At 42.8% G+C, this 19,078-nt stretch carries 16 protein-coding genes; 14 read left to right on the top strand and 2 right to left on the bottom strand.

Annotation, left to right across the window (positions count from 1 at the left end):
- The first annotated feature begins 359 nt into the window (after positions 1–359).
- Positions 360–1,328, top strand: a complete 969-nt coding sequence (locus ABYU67_RS05640; RefSeq protein WP_372844031.1) for a hypothetical protein — start codon at positions 360–362, stop codon at positions 1,326–1,328.
- A 107-nt stretch (positions 1,329–1,435) separates the two neighbouring features.
- Here ABYU67_RS05640 and ABYU67_RS05635 read toward each other — a convergent pair whose 3' ends face one another.
- Positions 1,436–1,825: an SCP-2 sterol transfer family protein gene (locus tag ABYU67_RS05635; protein WP_372844030.1), complete on the bottom strand. Its 390-nt coding sequence runs from the start codon at positions 1,823–1,825 to the stop codon at positions 1,436–1,438.
- Positions 1,826–2,716: 891 nt separating this feature from the next.
- Here ABYU67_RS05635 and ccoN point away from each other — a divergent pair.
- From ccoN to ABYU67_RS05605, 6 genes are all read left to right on the top strand, one after another.
- On the top strand, positions 2,717–4,198 hold the full coding sequence (gene ccoN, locus ABYU67_RS05630) for a cytochrome-c oxidase, cbb3-type subunit I (protein ID WP_372844029.1): 1,482 nt from the start codon (positions 2,717–2,719) through the stop codon (positions 4,196–4,198).
- A gap of 9 nt (positions 4,199–4,207) precedes the next feature.
- Positions 4,208–4,846 (top strand): cytochrome-c oxidase, cbb3-type subunit II, encoded by a 639-nt coding sequence (ccoO, locus tag ABYU67_RS05625; RefSeq protein WP_372844028.1) that lies wholly within the window; start codon positions 4,208–4,210, stop codon positions 4,844–4,846.
- Positions 4,846–5,025: a CcoQ/FixQ family Cbb3-type cytochrome c oxidase assembly chaperone gene (locus ABYU67_RS05620; RefSeq protein WP_011513129.1), complete on the top strand. Its 180-nt coding sequence runs from the start codon at positions 4,846–4,848 to the stop codon at positions 5,023–5,025. Before ccoO ends, ABYU67_RS05620 begins: the two co-directional genes overlap by 1 nt.
- The gene (gene ccoP / locus ABYU67_RS05615; protein ID WP_372844055.1) at positions 5,025–6,173 is read left to right on the top strand and encodes a cytochrome-c oxidase, cbb3-type subunit III; all 1,149 of its coding nucleotides are present in this window, start codon (positions 5,025–5,027) and stop codon (positions 6,171–6,173) included. Before ABYU67_RS05620 ends, ccoP begins: the two co-directional genes overlap by 1 nt.
- A gap of 538 nt (positions 6,174–6,711) precedes the next feature.
- The gene (gene ccoG, locus ABYU67_RS05610) at positions 6,712–8,121 is read left to right on the top strand and encodes a cytochrome c oxidase accessory protein CcoG (protein WP_372844027.1); all 1,410 of its coding nucleotides are present in this window, start codon (positions 6,712–6,714) and stop codon (positions 8,119–8,121) included.
- Between the two features lie 144 nt (positions 8,122–8,265).
- A complete protein-coding gene (locus tag ABYU67_RS05605; RefSeq protein WP_372844026.1) occupies positions 8,266–8,847 on the top strand; it encodes a FixH family protein in 582 nt (193 codons plus the stop codon).
- A gap of 85 nt (positions 8,848–8,932) precedes the next feature.
- On the opposite strand, the gene ttcA is transcribed toward ABYU67_RS05605, so the two are convergent.
- The gene (ttcA, locus tag ABYU67_RS05600; protein ID WP_372844025.1) at positions 8,933–10,054 is read right to left on the bottom strand and encodes a tRNA 2-thiocytidine(32) synthetase TtcA; all 1,122 of its coding nucleotides are present in this window, start codon (positions 10,052–10,054) and stop codon (positions 8,933–8,935) included.
- Positions 10,055–10,418: 364 nt separating this feature from the next.
- Here ttcA and queC point away from each other — a divergent pair, with 364 nt between their 5' ends.
- From queC to ABYU67_RS05565, 7 genes are all read left to right on the top strand, one after another.
- On the top strand, positions 10,419–11,198 hold the full coding sequence (queC, locus tag ABYU67_RS05595) for a 7-cyano-7-deazaguanine synthase QueC (RefSeq protein WP_372844024.1): 780 nt from the start codon (positions 10,419–10,421) through the stop codon (positions 11,196–11,198).
- A gap of 273 nt (positions 11,199–11,471) precedes the next feature.
- Positions 11,472–11,801 carry a hypothetical protein gene (locus ABYU67_RS05590; protein ID WP_372844023.1) on the top strand — a complete coding sequence of 110 codons (330 nt, stop codon included), beginning with the start codon at positions 11,472–11,474 and terminating at the stop codon, positions 11,799–11,801.
- 161 nt (positions 11,802–11,962) lie between these two features.
- On the top strand, positions 11,963–12,460 hold the full coding sequence (locus ABYU67_RS05585) for a peroxiredoxin (protein ID WP_372844022.1): 498 nt from the start codon (positions 11,963–11,965) through the stop codon (positions 12,458–12,460).
- A 53-nt stretch (positions 12,461–12,513) separates the two neighbouring features.
- Positions 12,514–14,037 carry a dihydrolipoyl dehydrogenase gene (locus ABYU67_RS05580; protein WP_372844021.1) on the top strand — a complete coding sequence of 508 codons (1,524 nt, stop codon included), beginning with the start codon at positions 12,514–12,516 and terminating at the stop codon, positions 14,035–14,037.
- 150 nt (positions 14,038–14,187) lie between these two features.
- Positions 14,188–15,381: a mechanosensitive ion channel family protein gene (locus ABYU67_RS05575; protein WP_372844020.1), complete on the top strand. Its 1,194-nt coding sequence runs from the start codon at positions 14,188–14,190 to the stop codon at positions 15,379–15,381.
- A 232-nt stretch (positions 15,382–15,613) separates the two neighbouring features.
- A complete protein-coding gene (gene rlmKL / locus ABYU67_RS05570) occupies positions 15,614–17,911 on the top strand; it encodes a bifunctional 23S rRNA (guanine(2069)-N(7))-methyltransferase RlmK/23S rRNA (guanine(2445)-N(2))-methyltransferase RlmL (protein ID WP_372844019.1) in 2,298 nt (765 codons plus the stop codon).
- A 274-nt stretch (positions 17,912–18,185) separates the two neighbouring features.
- Positions 18,186–18,761: a TerD family protein gene (locus tag ABYU67_RS05565; RefSeq protein ID WP_372844018.1), complete on the top strand. Its 576-nt coding sequence runs from the start codon at positions 18,186–18,188 to the stop codon at positions 18,759–18,761.
- Positions 18,762–19,078: the final 317 nt, after the last annotated feature.

Genomic DNA, 19,078 nt, shown 5'->3' with positions numbered 1-19,078 from the left:
AAACATATCAATCGAACACAAAAACAGGGTATAAGACAAGCCAAATATGGCTGTCAAAAGGGAGCTAGTTTGACACAATTTGGCTGGCAGGTGCCAGTCATTAGCGAAAACTGCCCAGATTTTATAATAAAAAGGCCGGTTTTATGATTATTTTTTATAACAGACTTGCTATTCTCTGTGTCTATACCTATATATTGTATGCTAAGGACAATTGTCATTAACCCCTCATTGTTGTTTGTTGCCTCTTTACTGACGGCATTGCTGATCATCATAACCCCCTCTTTCGTAGCGGCTCATGATACTCAGCGATCACAGTTTCAGACCCAAACCTCATGGCTGACTTAAGTTTGAGTATCTTCATGACCATTAATTATCAATATAAAAACATCCAATCTCCTACCAAAATCACTTTAACTGATGAGCAATCCGCTGGTCACGGTGACCATTGGCGCATTTTGACTGACGACATGAGTCATGATGTACCTGAATGGTTACAACAGATGATTGAAAAAGCCGCAATGCCTAAAGGCCTTAATACCAGTGTCAGTGCCAAAGACAGCTGTTTATTGCTATCTGAAAACCAGCCTTGTCATATCAATCAAGTACTGGCAATGAAAGACGGCAAGCCTGAATGCTTTATCAATGCTTACCCTTGTATCGATAGCCCCTATGGACTGCATGGTAAAATCGAGCGTATGATTGTCAATGATAGCTCACATGATGCCGTATTACGCTTACGTACCACCGATGGCAGCATCATCTACGCTTTTGATCAGCTCTATACCGCTAATCGCCATCTGTATCAACGTGATACCACCTATTTTGTCAATTTTAGCGCCTGGGCACATGAGATCAAGATCAGTGAACAAAATGAAGTCATCAAGGTAGAAGACCAAGAAGCGATACGTTATCACCGTGCTTTTAATGATATCGTGGCGGCAAACGATGGAAAGATGCCGGATGACTTACAAGAACAGATCAAAGCATGGCAGCCAGAAACCGATGAGCAAATGGCGCCGGTCGAGATTAATTTAGGTCATATGTGTGCGTATTTATTTGGCGATACGTTAGGCCAAGAAGATGAAGCTTGGTGTCAAGGTCAAGTACTTGGCAAGCAAGAAACCCTATTTAATGGTAAAACGATTATCTTATTTGATGTGGTGGTGCTACGTGAGCAAGATGCTGACCCGTTTGTGATACGTATTGGTGCGCTTAAAACCGCTGAGACAGATGCAATTCAGGTACATGACTATGTACAAGCAAACATCTGGTTACAAGCAGCTATTTATAAAGAAAATCAGCAAGCTGCACAGTCAAAAGTAAGTTGATTTAACCCAGTCTTTTACTATCAAATTTACCAAAAAAAGCCCTTAATTAAGATTAAGGGCTTTTTTGTGTGACACGTTATATCTTCTAAAAGCTCAAACGCGGATGATTAAGCCATGGTGGTCATTGACTTAATGCGACTATAAAGCTCTTTTTGCTCGGCACTTGGGCGAGCTGTCTGTACTGCCATCAACTGTGACATATCACCTTCGACACGAATCTTACCGCCCATAAAGGCACCCATGATTTCATTGGTATCAAAATCAGTGATGATAGACTGTAAAATACTACGATCAAGCAATAAGGTGGTGGTCGCAGCATCGTTTAAACCGCGATGTAATAATCCGTTTGCAAAGTTAGCTTCAATGTCTTGCTCGCTATCAGATACTTTTAGATTAACAATCATATTTGCCAGTGCTGGCGGCAAGTTTAACTCGCCCGCTTCTTGACCCATCTGTTCTACTTGCTCAAACCACTCATCTGTCAAAAAAACTGCCATATTATTATCCTTAATACCTATTGTTATTTATCAGTGCTAAGTCAGCATCTTTTTTATGCCGACCTGACAGCCAGTTACATGCTAAAAAATTACTACCAAAAGCCGACTATCTTAGTGACTAGCTTAGTGAATATCTTATAAGCATTTTATTATGCATGCAGCTCAGGTGCATTATAAGATGTGACCTTACAATAAGTAAAACTTATTTGTAGCGCAAATAATACGATTGTTACAAAACCTTATTGAGCATTTATTGCTACAAACTTGTTAATACTATCTTTTTTCACCTATAGAATAGTCATGAAATTGGGTATAAAATACGTGGATAACCCAGCAGAAACACGCTGCTTGTTCAGATTTTTACCAAAGAGTTTGTATTTTGGCGCAGAGTTCTGATGATATTTGATTAGGTTTGCGTTACAATACCCTTAAACAGAGTCGGGAGTTTTAACTAAACATTACGTAAATATGTTTTTTTGTCAGCTATCGCTAGCATACATTGACGGTCGATACCTTCTTATCACCGGTTGAACATCAGTATCTATCTTGGTTTGTACGGCATTTAGCAGTGACAATTAAGATAAATACTCAGCCTCAATAGATGTTTGATGCTAGATAACGACACATTTTCTTATTAAACCTGACAATATATTAACAATCCTACTATCAATCAGCTTTGCGGGCAGTCCGCTTTCGTACTGCTCTCTATCCGTCAGCAATCACTGATACCTAGACCATGCTTAGCTTGATAGTTAATACCGTCAGCCTGATAAGACGAGTGAAAACAGCCTTTACCAAAGCCACTTTGTGCTTATGATCATTCTCATGATCTCAAGGACATGGCATGTTAGTTAATTCTGTTGATAATTCGGGCTGTAAAGGAATCATCCAATGAGTTTACAAAACACAGCACTCGCCCCCATTGACCGTGAATATGAAATTACTGTCGTAAGATTCTTTACGGTTATGGCCGTGGTATGGGGCATCGTCGGCATGAGTATTGGTGTGTTCATTGCTTCTCAGTTAGCATGGCCAGCACTCAATTTTGACATTCCATGGCTGACATTTAGTCGTTTAAGACCACTGCACACCAATGCGGTAATTTTTGCGTTCGGTGGCTCAGCCCTGTTCGCAACGTCTTATTACATCGTTCAGCGTACTTGTAAGACAAGGTTGTTTGCGCCATATCTGGCTTGGTTTACCTTTTGGGGTTGGCAGACGGTTATCATAGCGGCTGTTATCACTTTACCATTAGGTTTGACCTCAACCAAGGAATACGCTGAGCTTGAGTGGCCGATTGATATCCTTATCGCATTGGTATGGATATCTTATGCTATCGTGTTCTTTGGCACCTTAATTAAGCGTAAAACCTCACATATCTATGTGGCTAACTGGTTCTTTGCTGCTTTTATTATTACGATTGCGCTACTGCATATCGTAAATAGTATGGCGATACCTGTCAGTGCGTTTAAGTCTTACTCGCTGTTTGGCGGTGCAACTGATGCCATGGTGCAGTGGTGGTACGGACATAACGCGGTAGGCTTTTATTTGACGGCAGCTTTCTTGGGCATGATGTACTATTTCGTGCCAGTACAGATTGGTCGTCCTATTTATTCTTACCGTTTGTCTATCGTTCACTTTTGGGCATTGATTGCTTCATACATGTGGGCGGGTGGTCACCATTTGCATTATTCAGCACTGCCAGATTGGACGCAGTCGCTTGCTATGGTCTTCTCTATCATCCTATTTGCACCATCTTGGGGTGGTATGATTAACGGTGTACTAACGCTATCAGGTAGTTGGGATAAGCTACGTACCGATCCGATCATTCGCTTTATGATTGTGGCATTGTCGTTCTACGCGATGTCGACGTTTGAAGGGCCAATGATGTCTATTAAGACCGTCAACGCGCTATCGCATAATACGGATTGGACAGTCGGTCACGTACACTCAGGTGCGCTTGGCTGGGTTGGTATGATTACCATTGGTTCGCTATATGTACTGTTACCACGTATTTATAACAAACCAAAAATGTACTCGATCAGCTTAATCACCACGCATTTCTGGCTTGCAACAGCAGGTACCATCTTCTATATCGTCTCTATGTGGATTTCAGGTATTGGTCAAGGCATGATGTGGCTTGCAACTAACCCTGACGGTACTTTGGTATACAGCTTTGTTGATACCGTTGAGTTCTCGCATTTCCCATATATTGGTCGTGCATTTGGTGGTTTCCTCTATGTATCTGGTATGTTTGTGATGGCATATAATGTCTATAGAACCATCAAGATGCCAGAGGGTAAGCCAGTAGACATTGCTGATCCGACTGATCATGAACCTAGTGTCGATAAAATCTCGACAGCTAAAGTATAAGGAGCGATCATGGCTGGTACACCGCATGAAATTATTGAAAAAAATACAGGCTTGTTGGTCATCGGTATCGTTATCGCTATTAGCTTTGCAACGCTTGTTGAGATTGTGCCGCTGATATACGATTATAGAGGCGCTGAAGAAGGTGGTGTGAATACTCCATTGCCTTCTATGGAGCCTTGGACTGCGCTTGAATTTGAAGGTCGTGATATCTATATTCGTGAAGGTTGTCACGTCTGTCATACCCAAATGGTGCGTCCATTACGTGCCGAAGTCGAGCGCTATGGCCCCTACTCGCGTGCTGCAGAATCAACGTGGGACCATCCATTCTTATGGGGTTCAAAACGTACTGGTCCTGATTTAGCGCGTGTTGGTGGACGCTATTCTGAAGATTGGCAAAAACAACATCTGATTGATCCACGTTCATTAGTGCCTGAGTCAGTCATGCCTGGTTTCCCATGGCTTGCAACCAATGAAGTTAATGGTAGCAATGTACAAGCAAAGATGCGTCTGTTCCGTGATCGCTTCGGTGTGCCTTATACTGAAGAAGATATCGAAGGCGCTCCAGATGCGGTGCTTGGTGCTACTGAACTTGATGCTTTGGTTGCCTACCTGCAGCAGTTAGGTACCGCAATGGAAGGGCAGCGCTAATGGGTATTGGTGAATTACAAACAATTGCGACCGTTTCTGCCTTTATTGCCTTCGTAGGTGTTGCATGGTGGGCGTATTCGCCAAAAAACAAAAAACGCTTCGAAGAAGATGCACAACTTGCGCTTGATGACGAGGATATCAAATCTCTGTCTGACGAGCAGCGCGATAAGGATAAATGATGACATTCTTTTGGAGTTCTTGGATAACCATATTTAGTATCATGTGCTGGGCATTTATCCTCGGTATTCTACTAATGGTATTGAAATACAAACCAGAATTAGAAGAAGACGGTACCACAGGCCATGAATACGATGGTGTTCGAGAATATGACAAAGCGCTGCCTAAATGGTGGCTAGTGATATTTTTTGGCTCAATCATTTGGGGTGTTGCTTACTGGGTATTTTTCCCAGGTATTTTCCCCTCAAAATGGGAAGGCATCACAACCGTAGAAGTCGATGGCAAAACCTTGCCATGGACCTCTAAAAATGAGCTTTATAGCGAGCTTGAGAGCAACAACAAAGTATTTACCGATAACTTTGAGAAAAACATTTTGGCGAAAGCAGATGCCAGCGGTGCTACTAAAACCCTAGCCAGCTTATCTGAGATGCAAGCAACTATGCGTCACAGTGAAAAGCCACCTGCAGATCTGCAAGCTCAAATTGATGAGAAAGTTGCAGAACTGTCGCCTTATGTAGAAAAGCTAGCTGAAAATCCAAATGCGTTAAAAGTCGGTAGTCGCCTATTCTTACAGAACTGTGCGGTCTGTCATGGCTCAAACGCTAAAGGTGCTACAGGCTACCCAAATCTAACTGATAATGATTGGTTATATGGTGGCGAAGCAGCAAACATCTTGACGACGTTGCATAATGGTCGCGTCGGCGGTATGGCTGCATGGCGTGATCAGCTTGGTGAAGATGGTATTCGTGCCGTGTCTGAATATGTGCTATCGATCTCTGGCAACCAACCTGGTTACGAGCTTGATAAAGCCCAAGTTGCTCAAGGTGAAGCTATCTTTAAAGAACCTACCAACTGTGTGCTTTGTCATGGCCCAGATGGTAAAGGTATGATTTCAGCTGGTGCACCAAACTTAACCGATAATATCTGGTTATATGGTGGTGATCGCGAGACTATCCGAGAAACATTACGTTATGGTCGTGCAGGCGTGATGCCTGAGTGGCAAACCAAGCTAGGTAATGAGCGTATTATGTTGCTTGCTGCCTACGTCTATTCGTTATCAGATAGAACGGCTAAACCAGTTGCTAAAACGACCACTGCGGTTGCTACTATGCCAAAACCAGTGGCAAGTACAGAGAAAACCGTTAACTAATACTGTCAATTTTAACGACAGTCATTTGATTAGCAGCTATCTCATTGATGAGTAGAGTTAGATAAAGGGAGGTCTGTTATTACAGTCCTCCCTTTTTTTAAAATGAAATATGATAGGTATGAAGATTCAAGTCCTATTGATTATTGAGGTTTAGTCAACTCAAGAAAATTGCGAATATTCATTGTACAAGCTCAATTTTTTAATAAAAATATTTAGGCTTTATGAGTAATGATGGCTTTTAGCAAGCTTATGATTTATAGCGTAATAGCGCTCATAAAGGTGTTGCTTTTTGGCACTTTTACCCCATTTAGAGTAGGGAGAATGTTAGAATAGCTCGACCCTAAAACATTGATGACAGAATTATTTGAGCTTTTTGCCTATTATTGATAATCCCTCATTTAATAGGCGTTTCTTGTTTTAGTTTTGCTCTCTCTACTTACTGACATTGATAACACCGCACATCCACCTATCTTATGTTTTTAATAGATGTTTGTTACCCATGCCAGCAGACTGATTCTTTTTTTAAAGAGGCACGTTTATGTCAGCACCACAATCCAATAAAATCCCTGTACAGCAAGTAGATCTTGATGCCACAAAGCATCGTGTCCATCCACGATTTGTGACTGGCTTTTATCAAAACATTCGTATTGTTACGATGTATGCCCTTTTGGCGGCGTTTTTACTGTTGCCGTGGTTGCGCTATAACGGGCGACAAGCTATTTGGTTTGATGTGCCATCGCAGCATTATTATGTTTTTGGCATGACATTCTTGACCCAAGATTTTTATTTTATTGCAGCCTTTGCTATCATTGCCGCCTTCACCTTATTCATGGTAACAGTCTATGCAGGTCGTGTTTGGTGTGGCTATGCGTGCCCCCAGACCATTTGGACGCACTTGTTTCAATATGTCGAAAAACTGGTGATTGGCGATCGCAATAAACGTATCAAGTTTGATAAAGCGCCGTTGAGCGCAACTAAGGTGTTTAAACGCTTTCTAATATATTTTATCTGGTTTGTGTTTTCCATGATTACCGCCACAACCTTTGTAAGCTATGTATCAGGTACAGATGCTCTATACAATAGCTGGCAGATGATTGGTTTTATCCCCTTCCCTGATTGGGCGACGTGGATTTGGGTGTCCGTATTTATCTTTGCGTTTTCGACCTACGTCAATGCAGGCTATATGCGCGAGCAGATGTGTATCCAAATCTGTCCTTATGGGCGTTTTCAAAGTGTGATGTTTGATAAAGATACCTTGGTGGTATCATATGACTATGATCGCGGCGAGCCTCGCGGTGCTCGCAAAAAAGGCACCAATCCTGAGAATTTAGGCGATTGTATCGAGTGCCAAATGTGTGTGCAGGTCTGCCCGACTGGGATTGATATTCGTGATGGATTACAAGTTGCTTGTATTCAGTGCGCCGCCTGTGTCGATGCTTGTAATGAGATTATGGACAAGGTTGGCTATCCACGCGGATTGATCCGCTATACCACAGAGCGTCAATTGGCTGAAAAAGAGAAGAGCCGTGTCTTTCGCCCCCGCTTCTTTGCTTACTTGACACTGTTAACGATACTTTGTGGCGGTGTTTTATATGCTTTAAATGATCGCGTGCCGTTAGAGATTGATATACGCCGTGACCGAAATCAGCTGTCTTCATTGAATCAGCAAGGCATGATTGAAAACAGTTATATTGTTAAGCTGACCAATAAAACCCAAGAAGCCCATACTTATAAGATAACGCTTGCGCCGCAAGAGGGTTTAAGCTTAGAGATTCGCTTTAATGATGTGCCATTAGAGGCTGGTGAAAGCTTTGATATGCCAGTTAGTATCTATGGCGACCCTGATGTGATTGAATTTGGTCAAACACCAGTGACCTTGAATGTCAGTAGCGAAGATGGCAAATATCAGGTCAGTAAACAGAACGTTTTTACCACTCAAGGTCAGTGAGTCTCATATTCATTGTAAATAATACCTCCCAGTGAGTTAGCGCTTGATAGCTCACTGGTTATTGAATTACCTTACCTTGGCAGCTATTGGCTGTCAGCTTTATCCGTTGATACGGTTACCAGATATCTGATTAATAGGTATGTTATGTCCAGTCCCGTCCCAAACTTTAAGCATCAAGACAGCCAGCCATGGTACAAAAATTACATGGTAGTGATCTTTGTCATTGGTATGCCAGCTTTTGTCGTCATTGCTTGCATCTGGTTTGTTTATTACTCTTATCAGATTCGTGATAGCGTGGTGCGCGACGACTGGTATATGGATGGCAAAACCCTTTATCATGATGTCTCACGTGATAAATTGACTTATGATTTAGACCTACATGGGCAAATGCAGTTCGCCGATAATGGCGATGTTGTGTTTTATCTCAATTATCCTGAGCAAAGTTTGCAGTCAGGTAAACTCAAGAATGGTAGTCCGCTTAGCTATCCTGAAACATTGGACTTGTCTATCTCTCATGCTACTGACATCAAAAAAGACCGTGATGTGGTCCTAAAGCACTTAGAAGGCAATAAATATAGTGCACAAGTAGATATTGATCCTTTTAAAGCCAAATATTATTTGCAAGTAAGCCATGAGGGCAAAGACGACTGGCGCATGCAGGATGTTGCCAAGTTACCGCGCTCAGAGGTGAGTTTTAACCCTCTACCCGTGTTTGGCGAAAGCTAAACTGTTAAAAAAAACCAGCCATGAATCTATCATGAGCTGGTTTTTTTATTTAAAGCGCAAAATTCACAACGGCCTCATCCCGACATTAAATCACCGGATTAATCGTTGGAATAATGGTTGAGGCTCGGCTGCCCTTTACTGTATCAGTAAAGTCTGGATTGAATTTCTGGGTTTCTGGCGATACGGGTAGACCAATCTCAGCCAGACTCTCAACTTGCCCTGCTTGGATATTATCCCCTTCAAACAAACGCTCGTTGTTATCACGCTCCAAGCTCAAAGTTTCAAAATCAAACAGCTCTCTATCTGCCAATTGTGAGGGTGCAACATTTTGCATCGCTTTAAAAATAGAAGCTAAGCGCTGAGGATGAGCATTGTCCCATTCGCGCAGCATGTCATTGATGATGGCCCGTTGCAGATTGGTCTGACTGCCACAAAGATTACATGGAATAATCGGGAACTCTTTGAGGCTTGCATATTCAATGATGTCTTTTTCTTCCACATAAGCCAGTGGGCGGATGAGCATATTTTGCTTGTCATCACTGAGCAGCTTAGGCGGCATCGATTTTAGCGCGCCACCATGGAATAAGTTCAAAAAGAACGTCGCGAGCATATCGTCACGATGATGACCAAGTGCAATCTTGGTTGCACCGATTTGTTTGGCAAAACCATACAATGAACCACGGCGCAGACGTGAACACGCCGAGCAATAAGTCTTTCCTTCTGGCACCACACTTTTGACAATACTATATGTATCTTTTTCCAAAATATAATGCGCAATGCACTGCTCGTTTAGATAGGCAGGGAGTACGTCTTCTGGGTAGCCAGGCTGTTTTTGGTCAAGATTGACAGCAACGATATCAAAATGAATCGGTGCAATGCGTTTTAATAGCAGCAAGATATCGAGTAACGTATAGCTGTCCTTACCGCCTGATACGCATACCATGACCACATCGCCATCTTCAATCATATTAAAGTCGCGAATCGCCCATGATACTTGGCGGCGCAGTTTCTTTTGTAATTTACGAAACTGAGCCGATTCGGTCAGTGACTGCGCCTCATCCGTAAAATCCTCATTTTCGTCGTCGCTATCGTCATATAACATCGTACTGATATCAGGTGTTTTCGCCTGATGCTTTATGTCAGTATCGATAGAATCCTTATCAAACTGAGGCGTGATTGATGGTGTAAATAGGGTTGCTGCAGTCATAAGTTACTCAATATCTGGACAAAAATGATTTTACTTTAAAGGGGTGAATCGATCTATTTAAAAGGCTGCAATAAAAGCTAACTGCGTATAGCTAGCAATGAAACATCATAAGGCAGCGCTTTAAACAGTAATCTTAAAAAGGGGATTTTAGACAGCAGCGATTATAACAAAATTTGCTAACAGATTGAAAAGATGACATTAAATTATTGTCTTAAATGGTGACTATTAGCTCAAGCAGCTAACGAGTAATGTGCGCAAATTTATCCTATTACTTGCCTAGTGTTTTAATGCTGCTCCCAAGGTTCTGCAATGGTAGAATTTTTGCTAAAATAGACGTTTTCGCCAACCAATAATAGACACCATTATGACAAATACTGCTCTGCCAACCTCTTTTGCTGATCAAGAAAACGCTAACCAATTAAATGAGCTTTATAAAAGCCAAAATGCGGTCGTACTGCTATCAGGTGGGCTTGATTCGGTGACGTGTTTATATTGGGCAAAGGCGCGATATGCGTCAGTAACCGCAGTCAGCTTTGATTACGGTCAACGTCATAATAGTGAGCTGATCGCTGCCAAAGCAATCGCTGAAACCGCAGGCGTTAATCATAGAATCATTGATATCGATATCGCCCAACTTGGCGGCTCCTCGTTGACTGATCACAGTATGATTGTGCCTGATGGCGATACTGATAAATTCCCAGATAAAAAGCGCGATGAGATTGATAATGACGCGATTCCCAACACTTATGTGCCCGCGCGCAATACCATTTTCTTATCGTATGCGTTGGCAGTCGCTGAAGTCACTGACTCAAACCATATCGTCATTGGTGTCAGCTCAGTCGATTATTCTGGATATCCTGATTGCCGTCCTGAGTATATCGCCGCTTTCCAACACATGGCAAACCTTGCTACCAAAGCGGGCGTTACCGGTCACCATTTATCAATCCAAACCCCACTACAGCAATTATCGAAAGCCCAGACCATTGAGCTTGGTCTGTCGCTTGGTGTCGACTATGGACAGACAATTTCTTGTTATCAAGCAGATGCCAATGGTCTTGCCTGCGGCGTTTGTGACAGTTGCGCGCTACGTCGTCAAGGCTTTGCTCAAGCAGGCGTTGCCGATCCTACCCACTATCAGTCGTGATTTTGCGGATGTTGCCTTAAAACAGCAATAGTTGGTCTTTAAATAAAGACATTTATAAAGCTACTTATAAATTTACTTAAACATTGGCGAAACATTCGCTTGCATTAACACAGCACGCTGCCATTGTATTTTAAATACAATCATTGCTATGGTATGAGCCACTTTAGCTAGCACAAGATATAACGGTACAGCAAAGTAGCCATGTGTTGTGTTGTCAGAAGCCATATTTTATAGAAAATTTAAGTTATCGTTGCCACCTGTAAAAGGATATTTATGAAATTTTTGCCAGTATTACCCCTAGCCCTTGCTGCACTATTTGCCATGCCACAAGCGAATGCTGTTGATATCAAACAAAATAATATCAATACTTGCGTCAACGGCGCGGTCAAATACAAAGTCGCTGACAAGAGCACCGCAACTAAGCTTTGTAACTGCACCATTGATGTCCGTAGCAATATGACCATAGGTCAGATGTGGGAGATTGAGAGCTATGCACAAAGCAAAAAAGACCCATCAAGCCTCTCATATGTGAAAAAAATGCAAAAAGATTTGCAGCAATGCACCGTTGGTTTGGACTTAAAGCAACCACAAAAACCAGCTTAAAGCTTACGTTTTGAGATGTCTAAAAGACTGGCTATTGCCAGTCTTTTTTGTTGCTCATCCATAAGTGATGTGTAAAATCGAGGACTTATTTCTACGAATCTGCCTATAATAGGACGACCAATAATCGCATAACCCCAATCAAAATACATAAGGACTTTATAATGGCAAAGCCAACCACAGAAACCATTGCTCTACCTGATTTTCCGGTCACTATCGTACGTGAATTAGATGGTCATTTTATCCATGATGATATCAGCCTAAAAGAGCTGGTCGCCAACACTAGTAAAGGTCTTATCCTGTATTTTTACCCGAAAGACAATACCCCTGGCTGTACCACGCAAGCGACAGAGTTCACCGCCCATCTGAACCAATTTGATGACTTGGGCTATGACATCATTGGCGTCTCACGTGATAGCGTTGAATCCCATCAAAACTTTATCAGCAAATACAATCTACAGATCCCGCTTATCAGTGATACTGATGAAAAACTGTGCCAATACTTTGATGTGATTAAAGAAAAGAACATGTATGGCAATATCACTTTGGGTCTTGTACGCTCAGCATTTGTCTTTAATAACAGTGGCACGCTCACTCATGCACAGCGTAACCTTAAAGCAAAGGACTACACTAAGCGCTTATTAACCACGCTTGCGCCTTAGTCTTTTGATAGAGCTAATGACAAACCTTAAAATCATTTTTATTTGAGAATACTATGAATAAACGGCCCGATACCGCCTCTAACACTTCTGCCCTCGATGATTCTAGCACGCATCAAAACGTGACTCGCAAGGTATCTGTTGCGGTTATTGGGGCTGGGACTGCCGGACAAAACGCTTTTCGCCAAGCAAAAAAATCTGTAGAAGATGTGATTATTATCAACGATGGCTTTTGGACAACCACTTGTATTGCAGTAGGTTGCATGCCAAGCAAATTACTCATTGCAGCTGCTGACCGTGCTCATGAGGCCAATCATTCTGCTGAGTTTGGCGTACATGCTACTGCTCGCATAGATGGCAAACAGGTGATGGAACGCGTGCGTGCTGAGCGCAATCACTTTGCAAGCTATGTCGAAAAACAGGTAGAAAGCTGGCCTAAAGACAGCAAAATAGCGGGACGGGCTTATATTAATAAGCAAGGCTTGATTGAGGTCAATGAGCATTTAATACAAGCGGATAAAATCATTGTCGCCACTGGCAGCACGACTTTTATCCCAGATGGCTGGGCTGATAAGCTTGGCGATACTATGCTCACCTCAGATACTGTTTTTGATTTAGTTGATTTGCCAAAATCTATGGCGGTTATTGGCGCAGGTTCGATAGGTTTAGAGCTTGCCCAAGCGTTCACGCGTTTGGGCGTTGAGGTTACGGTATTCAATCGTGCCAAACGCGTGGCGGGTCTAAAAGATGAGGATATCAATAATAAAGCTATTGACTGCTTAAGTCGTGAGCTGACCATGCATTTGGGCAGTAAGATTATCGAGGTCGGTCAAAAATCAGATAAAAGTATCAATGAAAACAGCACTACGGCTTTTGTGGACTACGAAGACAGCGCTGGTAAAATGCAACAGTGGCAAGGAGACTATGTACTGGTTGCCACAGGTCGACGTAATAATATAGACGAGCTTGGCGTTGAAAACCTAGGCGTTGAGCTCGATGAAAAAAACCGCCCACAACAGCTAGATAAAAAAACTGGTCAAATTGCTGATTTAGAGGTTTATATTGTAGGTGATGCCAATGCCCATATTCCACTGCTTCATGTCGCAAGCGATGAAGGTTTTAGCGCTGGCAGTATGGTCTGCGGCAACAAAAAGGATGCGTATATTCGTCCACCGGCAACGCCGTTTTCTATCGTGTTTAGTTCACCACAAATTGTCAATGTCGGTATGTCTTTACCAGAAATTCAAGCAGATTCAACGCTTGAATATGTGATTGGAAAGGTCAGTTTTGACAATCAAGGTCGTAGCCGCGTTATGGGCGTCAACTGTGGTTTACTGCATATTTATGGCTGCAAAAAAACCGATAGAATACTGGGTGCAAGTATGTTTGGTCCGGATGCTGAATACATTGGGCATATATTGGCAATGGCGATTACCAATGATTTGAGTATCAAGGAGATGCTCGATACGCCTTTTTATCACCCTACCATTTTAGAGGGCTTGCGTACGGCTTTGCGCGACGTTCAAAATCTGATGGAAATACCGTATCAGTCGCTCGATATTCATAAAAACAATTCTTAATCCGCTGTTAAACTGCTATATTTTAAAACTCATGCTAAGATTAAAACCTTAGTAAGGCGTGTCCTCATGTAGAGCGTCATCGGTTGAATTGAGGACACGCCCTAGTGCAGCGCACTATTTTTTAGAACCACCCCTTTCATGGATAAGATAATGGCAATCGCTAGTATTACTGAATTTTTTCAAGAGATTGCTCGTGATCTACATACCAGCCTTTTTCTTGCTATTGGCGGCTCTATCGAGGAAGGTACCTTAGATTGGTCGTCTAAATCAGTAGAACTGGTGAGCACTGGCATCAAAATCCTGATACTGCTTGCAATATCGGGGTTTATGTATTGGCTTGCTATTTATATACTCAAAAAAAGCAAAGCGCGTATTCGCCTAAATGAGCGCCGCGCTAAAATTGCGCGCTCAATCTTGCGTTATGTATGGGTTGTGACCAGTGTTATTGCCATCATGAGTCAGCTGAATTTTGAGCCAGATACCATTAAAGCCACGGCCAAAGCCTGTACATGGGCGGGCATCTATTACGTACTATGGACCTCATCTGGACAAATTGTTCACAAAATCCTGCAGCACTATGGCCTAAACGCTTCGATTGAGCAGCTGCTTAAAAACATCTTATCCGTGCTGTTACTAGTATTAGGGCTTGCTAGCGTCATGGCGCAGTTTGGCTTTGATATTGTCTCTTTGGTCGCAGGTTTAGGTATCGCTGGTTTGGCAGTTGGCTTTGCCGCGCAGTCAACGCTTGCCAATTTTATCGCCGGTATTACTATTTTGCTTGAGCAATCCTTTCAAGTCGGTGACTGGGTTAATATCAATGACAATGAAGGGCGCGTGGTAGTGATTGCCCTACGGACGACCCATGTCTTAACGCGTGACAATATCACGGTCATCATACCCAACTCCAATGTCGCCTCCTCTGTCGTTACCAATCTCACCTCCAAAAACTTTATCCGCTTTGATATCCAGATGCGTATTGCCTTTGAAGATGATATCGATAAGGCACGTGATGAGATTTTACGAGTACTGTCCGATAGTGAGGCGGTCTTAAACCGACCTGAGTCGTCTGCGACGGTGGCGGAGATTGGCGAGTATGGCATATATTTTATTGTCCGCTTTTGGGTCAAACCAGCGGCAGTTGCGCGTATGCCCAAAATCAAGGAAGATTTGCGCGAGAGTATCAAACGCGCTTTTGATGCTGCTGATATCTCAACCCCTTATCCTCATATGCGCCTACTGATGCCAAGAGAGGAGGTTTATCCGATTGTGACCAAGCCCAAACCATTGGCAACGACGGCGCAAACTGTATCCGAGTCATTGCCACTGAATAAAAACCAGTCATAGTACCATTGCTGGCTATAGCCAATTTTAAATCAAACAGATAGCTTATAGCTCAATGCGGAATGCGGAATGCGGATGAATTTTAAAAACTTCTCTCAAATAGCACTCTTTTAACCCTTGTCCTCTTAAACCGCAGTGCTTTAAACCATCCGCTATAGAATTATGGTAAAATTAGCGGTTAAACATCTTATTTTATGATGTGCATTATTTATCAATTGAGCCCACAGGTATCCGTATGACCGAAACAACCACGCCCACCTCTCCATCAGCCGCTTCAGCAGAGTTGTCGCTTGACCTTATTATTACCTGTGCTGATGGGCTTGAAGCACCATTACAAACTGAGCTAACCAGTTTCGGTATTGCAAGCGAGATAAAAAGTACTGGTCGCCTTGCGGTTACTGGTACTTTGCGTGATCTATATACGATTTGCCTGTGGTCACGGGTGGCATCGCGGGTATTGATGCTGATTAAACGCAAAAATATCAATGCTGAATATGATGTGGCTGAGCAGCTGTATGGTTTGGCAAAATCGGTCAATTGGACTGAGCAGTTTAGTTTAGAGCAAACCTTTGCGATTCGCTTGTCTGTCGATAAACGGGTTGCCGTCAGCCAGCAGTTTGCCATGCTACGTATCAAAGATGCGATTGCGGATACGTTTAACGAGGTGTATGAGAGCCGCCCTAACGTTGATAGTAAGAATCCCGACTTTTCTGTTTTTGCGACCGTCAATGACAAACAAGCTGAGCTATATCTGGATTTATCAGGTACTAGCTTGCATCGCCGTGGCTATCGCGTCGCCATGACAGAAGCGCCACTAAAGGAGAACTTAGCAGCTGCCCTACTGTATAGCGCAGGCTGGCATAAGAAAAACGCGGCAGGTGATGCGCCTTTTTATAACGCGCTCATCGACCCTATGTGTGGCTCTGGTACCTTTATCATTGAAGCACTACTGATGCATTGCGATTATGCCGTCGGTATCGATAAAGCCGCCAATCAGTTTGGTTTTTATGAGTGGCAGCATCACGACGCTGTACTCTGGCAAGAGATGATCGATGACGCACAAACGCGCTTTCGTGAAGCTTTAGAGATTGCCAATGAGCAGCCGGATACTTTGCCGCTTATCTTTGGATTCGATGCCGATAGCGGCGCGATTTTGGCAACAGAGAAAAACCTGATTGCCGCAGGTTTACAAGACTTATTACCGCTGCTTGATATCGAAACCCGCGCCCTTGATCAGCTAAGCACGCTATTAAAACCTTTAGTCGCTGACGGTCGATTGAGCAATCCGCTAATCATCACCAACCCGCCTTATGGTGAGCGTTTGGGTGATGAAGAGATGATTAAGCCGCTGTATCAAGCGATTGGGCTTATCTTACAAGACAGCTTTGCCGGTAGTGGTATTGACCCGATGCTTGGTATATTGGCATCTCACGTTGAGCAAGTTGATATTTTGCCAATTAAAGAGCCAAAAACCTTGCGTTGTCATAACGGTGCTATTACCGTATATTTCCGTTATGGCACCTTGATTGCTGGTCAAACGGGCAATCTTGTTAGCCGCTTTGAGAAGCGTGACATTGAAGTTGAAGACGGTCAAGACTTTATCAATCGTTTGCAAAAAAACCTGACCCGACTGAAGAAATTGGCTAAAAAAGATAACGTAAGTAATATCCGCGTTTACAATGCCGACTTACCTGATTTCAAAGTGGCCATCGACCTATATGGCGATTATGCTCATGTCCAAGAGTACGCGCCGCCGAAGACCATTCCACCCGAAACTGCCAAAAAACGCTTTAATTTGGCACTCATGGGTATACGTGAAGTGTTCGGTATTAACCGCGAACAAATCTTTATTAAAACCCGTGCTCGTCAATCTGGTAATGACCAGTATAGTAAGCAAGGCAGTAGCGAAAAGCGTGGCAAGTTCTATATTGCCCGCGAAGATGGCGCTTATCTATATGTCAATTTCACCGATTATCTTGATACAGGTCTGTTTATCGATCATCGCAATATGCGAGCGCGTATCAAAGACAACAGTCGTAATAAGTCGGTATTGAACTTGTTCGCTTATACTTGTACGGCGAGTGTACACGCTGCATTGGCAGGCGCTAAAAAAGTCACCAGCGTGGATTTATCCCAGAACTATCTTGATTGGGGCAAACAAAACTTTGCTTTAAACGGTTTAAATGTCAATGGTCAAAAATATCAATTCGTAGCAGCCGATATTTTTGAGTGGATCAAAGACAATACGGAACAATTTGATATTATCTTTATTGATCCACCGACCTTTTCCAACTCTAAAAAGTTTCAGGGTACTTTTGATGTCCAGCGTGATCATGCTGCCCTGATCAATCGGGCGATGAACCGCTTGACGGCAGATGGTATTTTATACTTCTCTAATAACTTTACCCGCTTTGAGCTCGATGAGCAGTTGACTGAGCGTTATGACATCGTCGATATTACCCAAAAAACCATTGGCTTTGATTTTGATATCAAAAAACCGATTCATCAAAGTTTTGAGATTCGTCATCGTTAGAGTCTATAAAACACCAACTCTTGGCTTTGACGCCTAACTTGCTATAAAACACAACAATGACCCAATCCGCTTTGATTGGGTCATTTTTTGTTGGTATGATAGAGCGCTACTAGCGATTTTTTTACCTTTATTCAATCCCTATATTGCTGGTATAGCGTATCTCATTAAGAAGCAACACTGCACTGTTTTGAACTGACGGTCTTGAAATAGTGGCTACTTTTACTGTTATAAATGTGCACTCCACCCTACTCCAATAAATAATAAGGACCATTCCATGGCATTATCTCTAAATAAAGGCGGCAATTTATCGCTCACCAAAACGGATCCAAATCTCACCAAACTACTTATCGGTCTAGGCTGGGATGAGCGCGCCACCTCTGGTGCCGAATTCGATCTTGATGCAAGCGTTTTCTTATTAAATGCCGCTGGCAAAGTACGCGGCGACCATGATTTTATCTTTTACAACCAGCTAAAGTCCGACAATGGTGCTGTTGAGCATACCGGCGACAACCGTACGGGCGAAGGCGATGGTGATGACGAAGTAATCAAAGTCAACCTAACACAAGTCCCTGCTGATGTTGATAAAATCGTTGTTACAGTGACCATTCATGATGCAGCGGCGCGTAGCCAAAACTTCGGACAAGTTGCCAACGCTTTTATCCGTGTCGTTAACGAAGAAACTGGCACTGAGGTGGTACGTTTTGATTTGGCAGAAGATTACTCTGTTGAGACAGCCATGGTATTTGGTGAAGTGTATCGTCATAATGGCGAATGGAAATTCCGTGCGGTAGGTCAAGGATACTCTGGCGGCTTACAAGCCATGTGTCATCAATATGGCGTTGATATCTAAGTCAGAGTTAGCCCGCGCTAAAACTATCCATTAAGCGATAAAGATTTTCAAAACATTACGCTATTATGAAAGACTATAGGTCATAAAAATGGCCTTAAAAGCTAATTGCAAATAGTCACAACTTTTGATAGCCAAATGTCTGATAATCTTTTGTATTTCGTTTAAAATTGCGCATAAGAAGTGGCTAGCAATAGCCACTTTTTTTATACCCGACCTTTCAAGTAAATGCCCATCGCTTTACGCAACCAGACAGGATGTGTCATGAGACATTTTTATTTAGACTTCATCTTCACAGCCATCGCCTTGATGATAGCTGC

Source organism: Psychrobacter sp. (genome assembly GCF_041554015.1).
In the GTDB taxonomy this organism is placed as follows: domain Bacteria; phylum Pseudomonadota; class Gammaproteobacteria; order Pseudomonadales; family Moraxellaceae; genus Psychrobacter.
The sequence above is the reverse complement of the archived record's forward strand: the minus strand, read 5'-3'. Positions and strand labels throughout refer to the sequence as shown.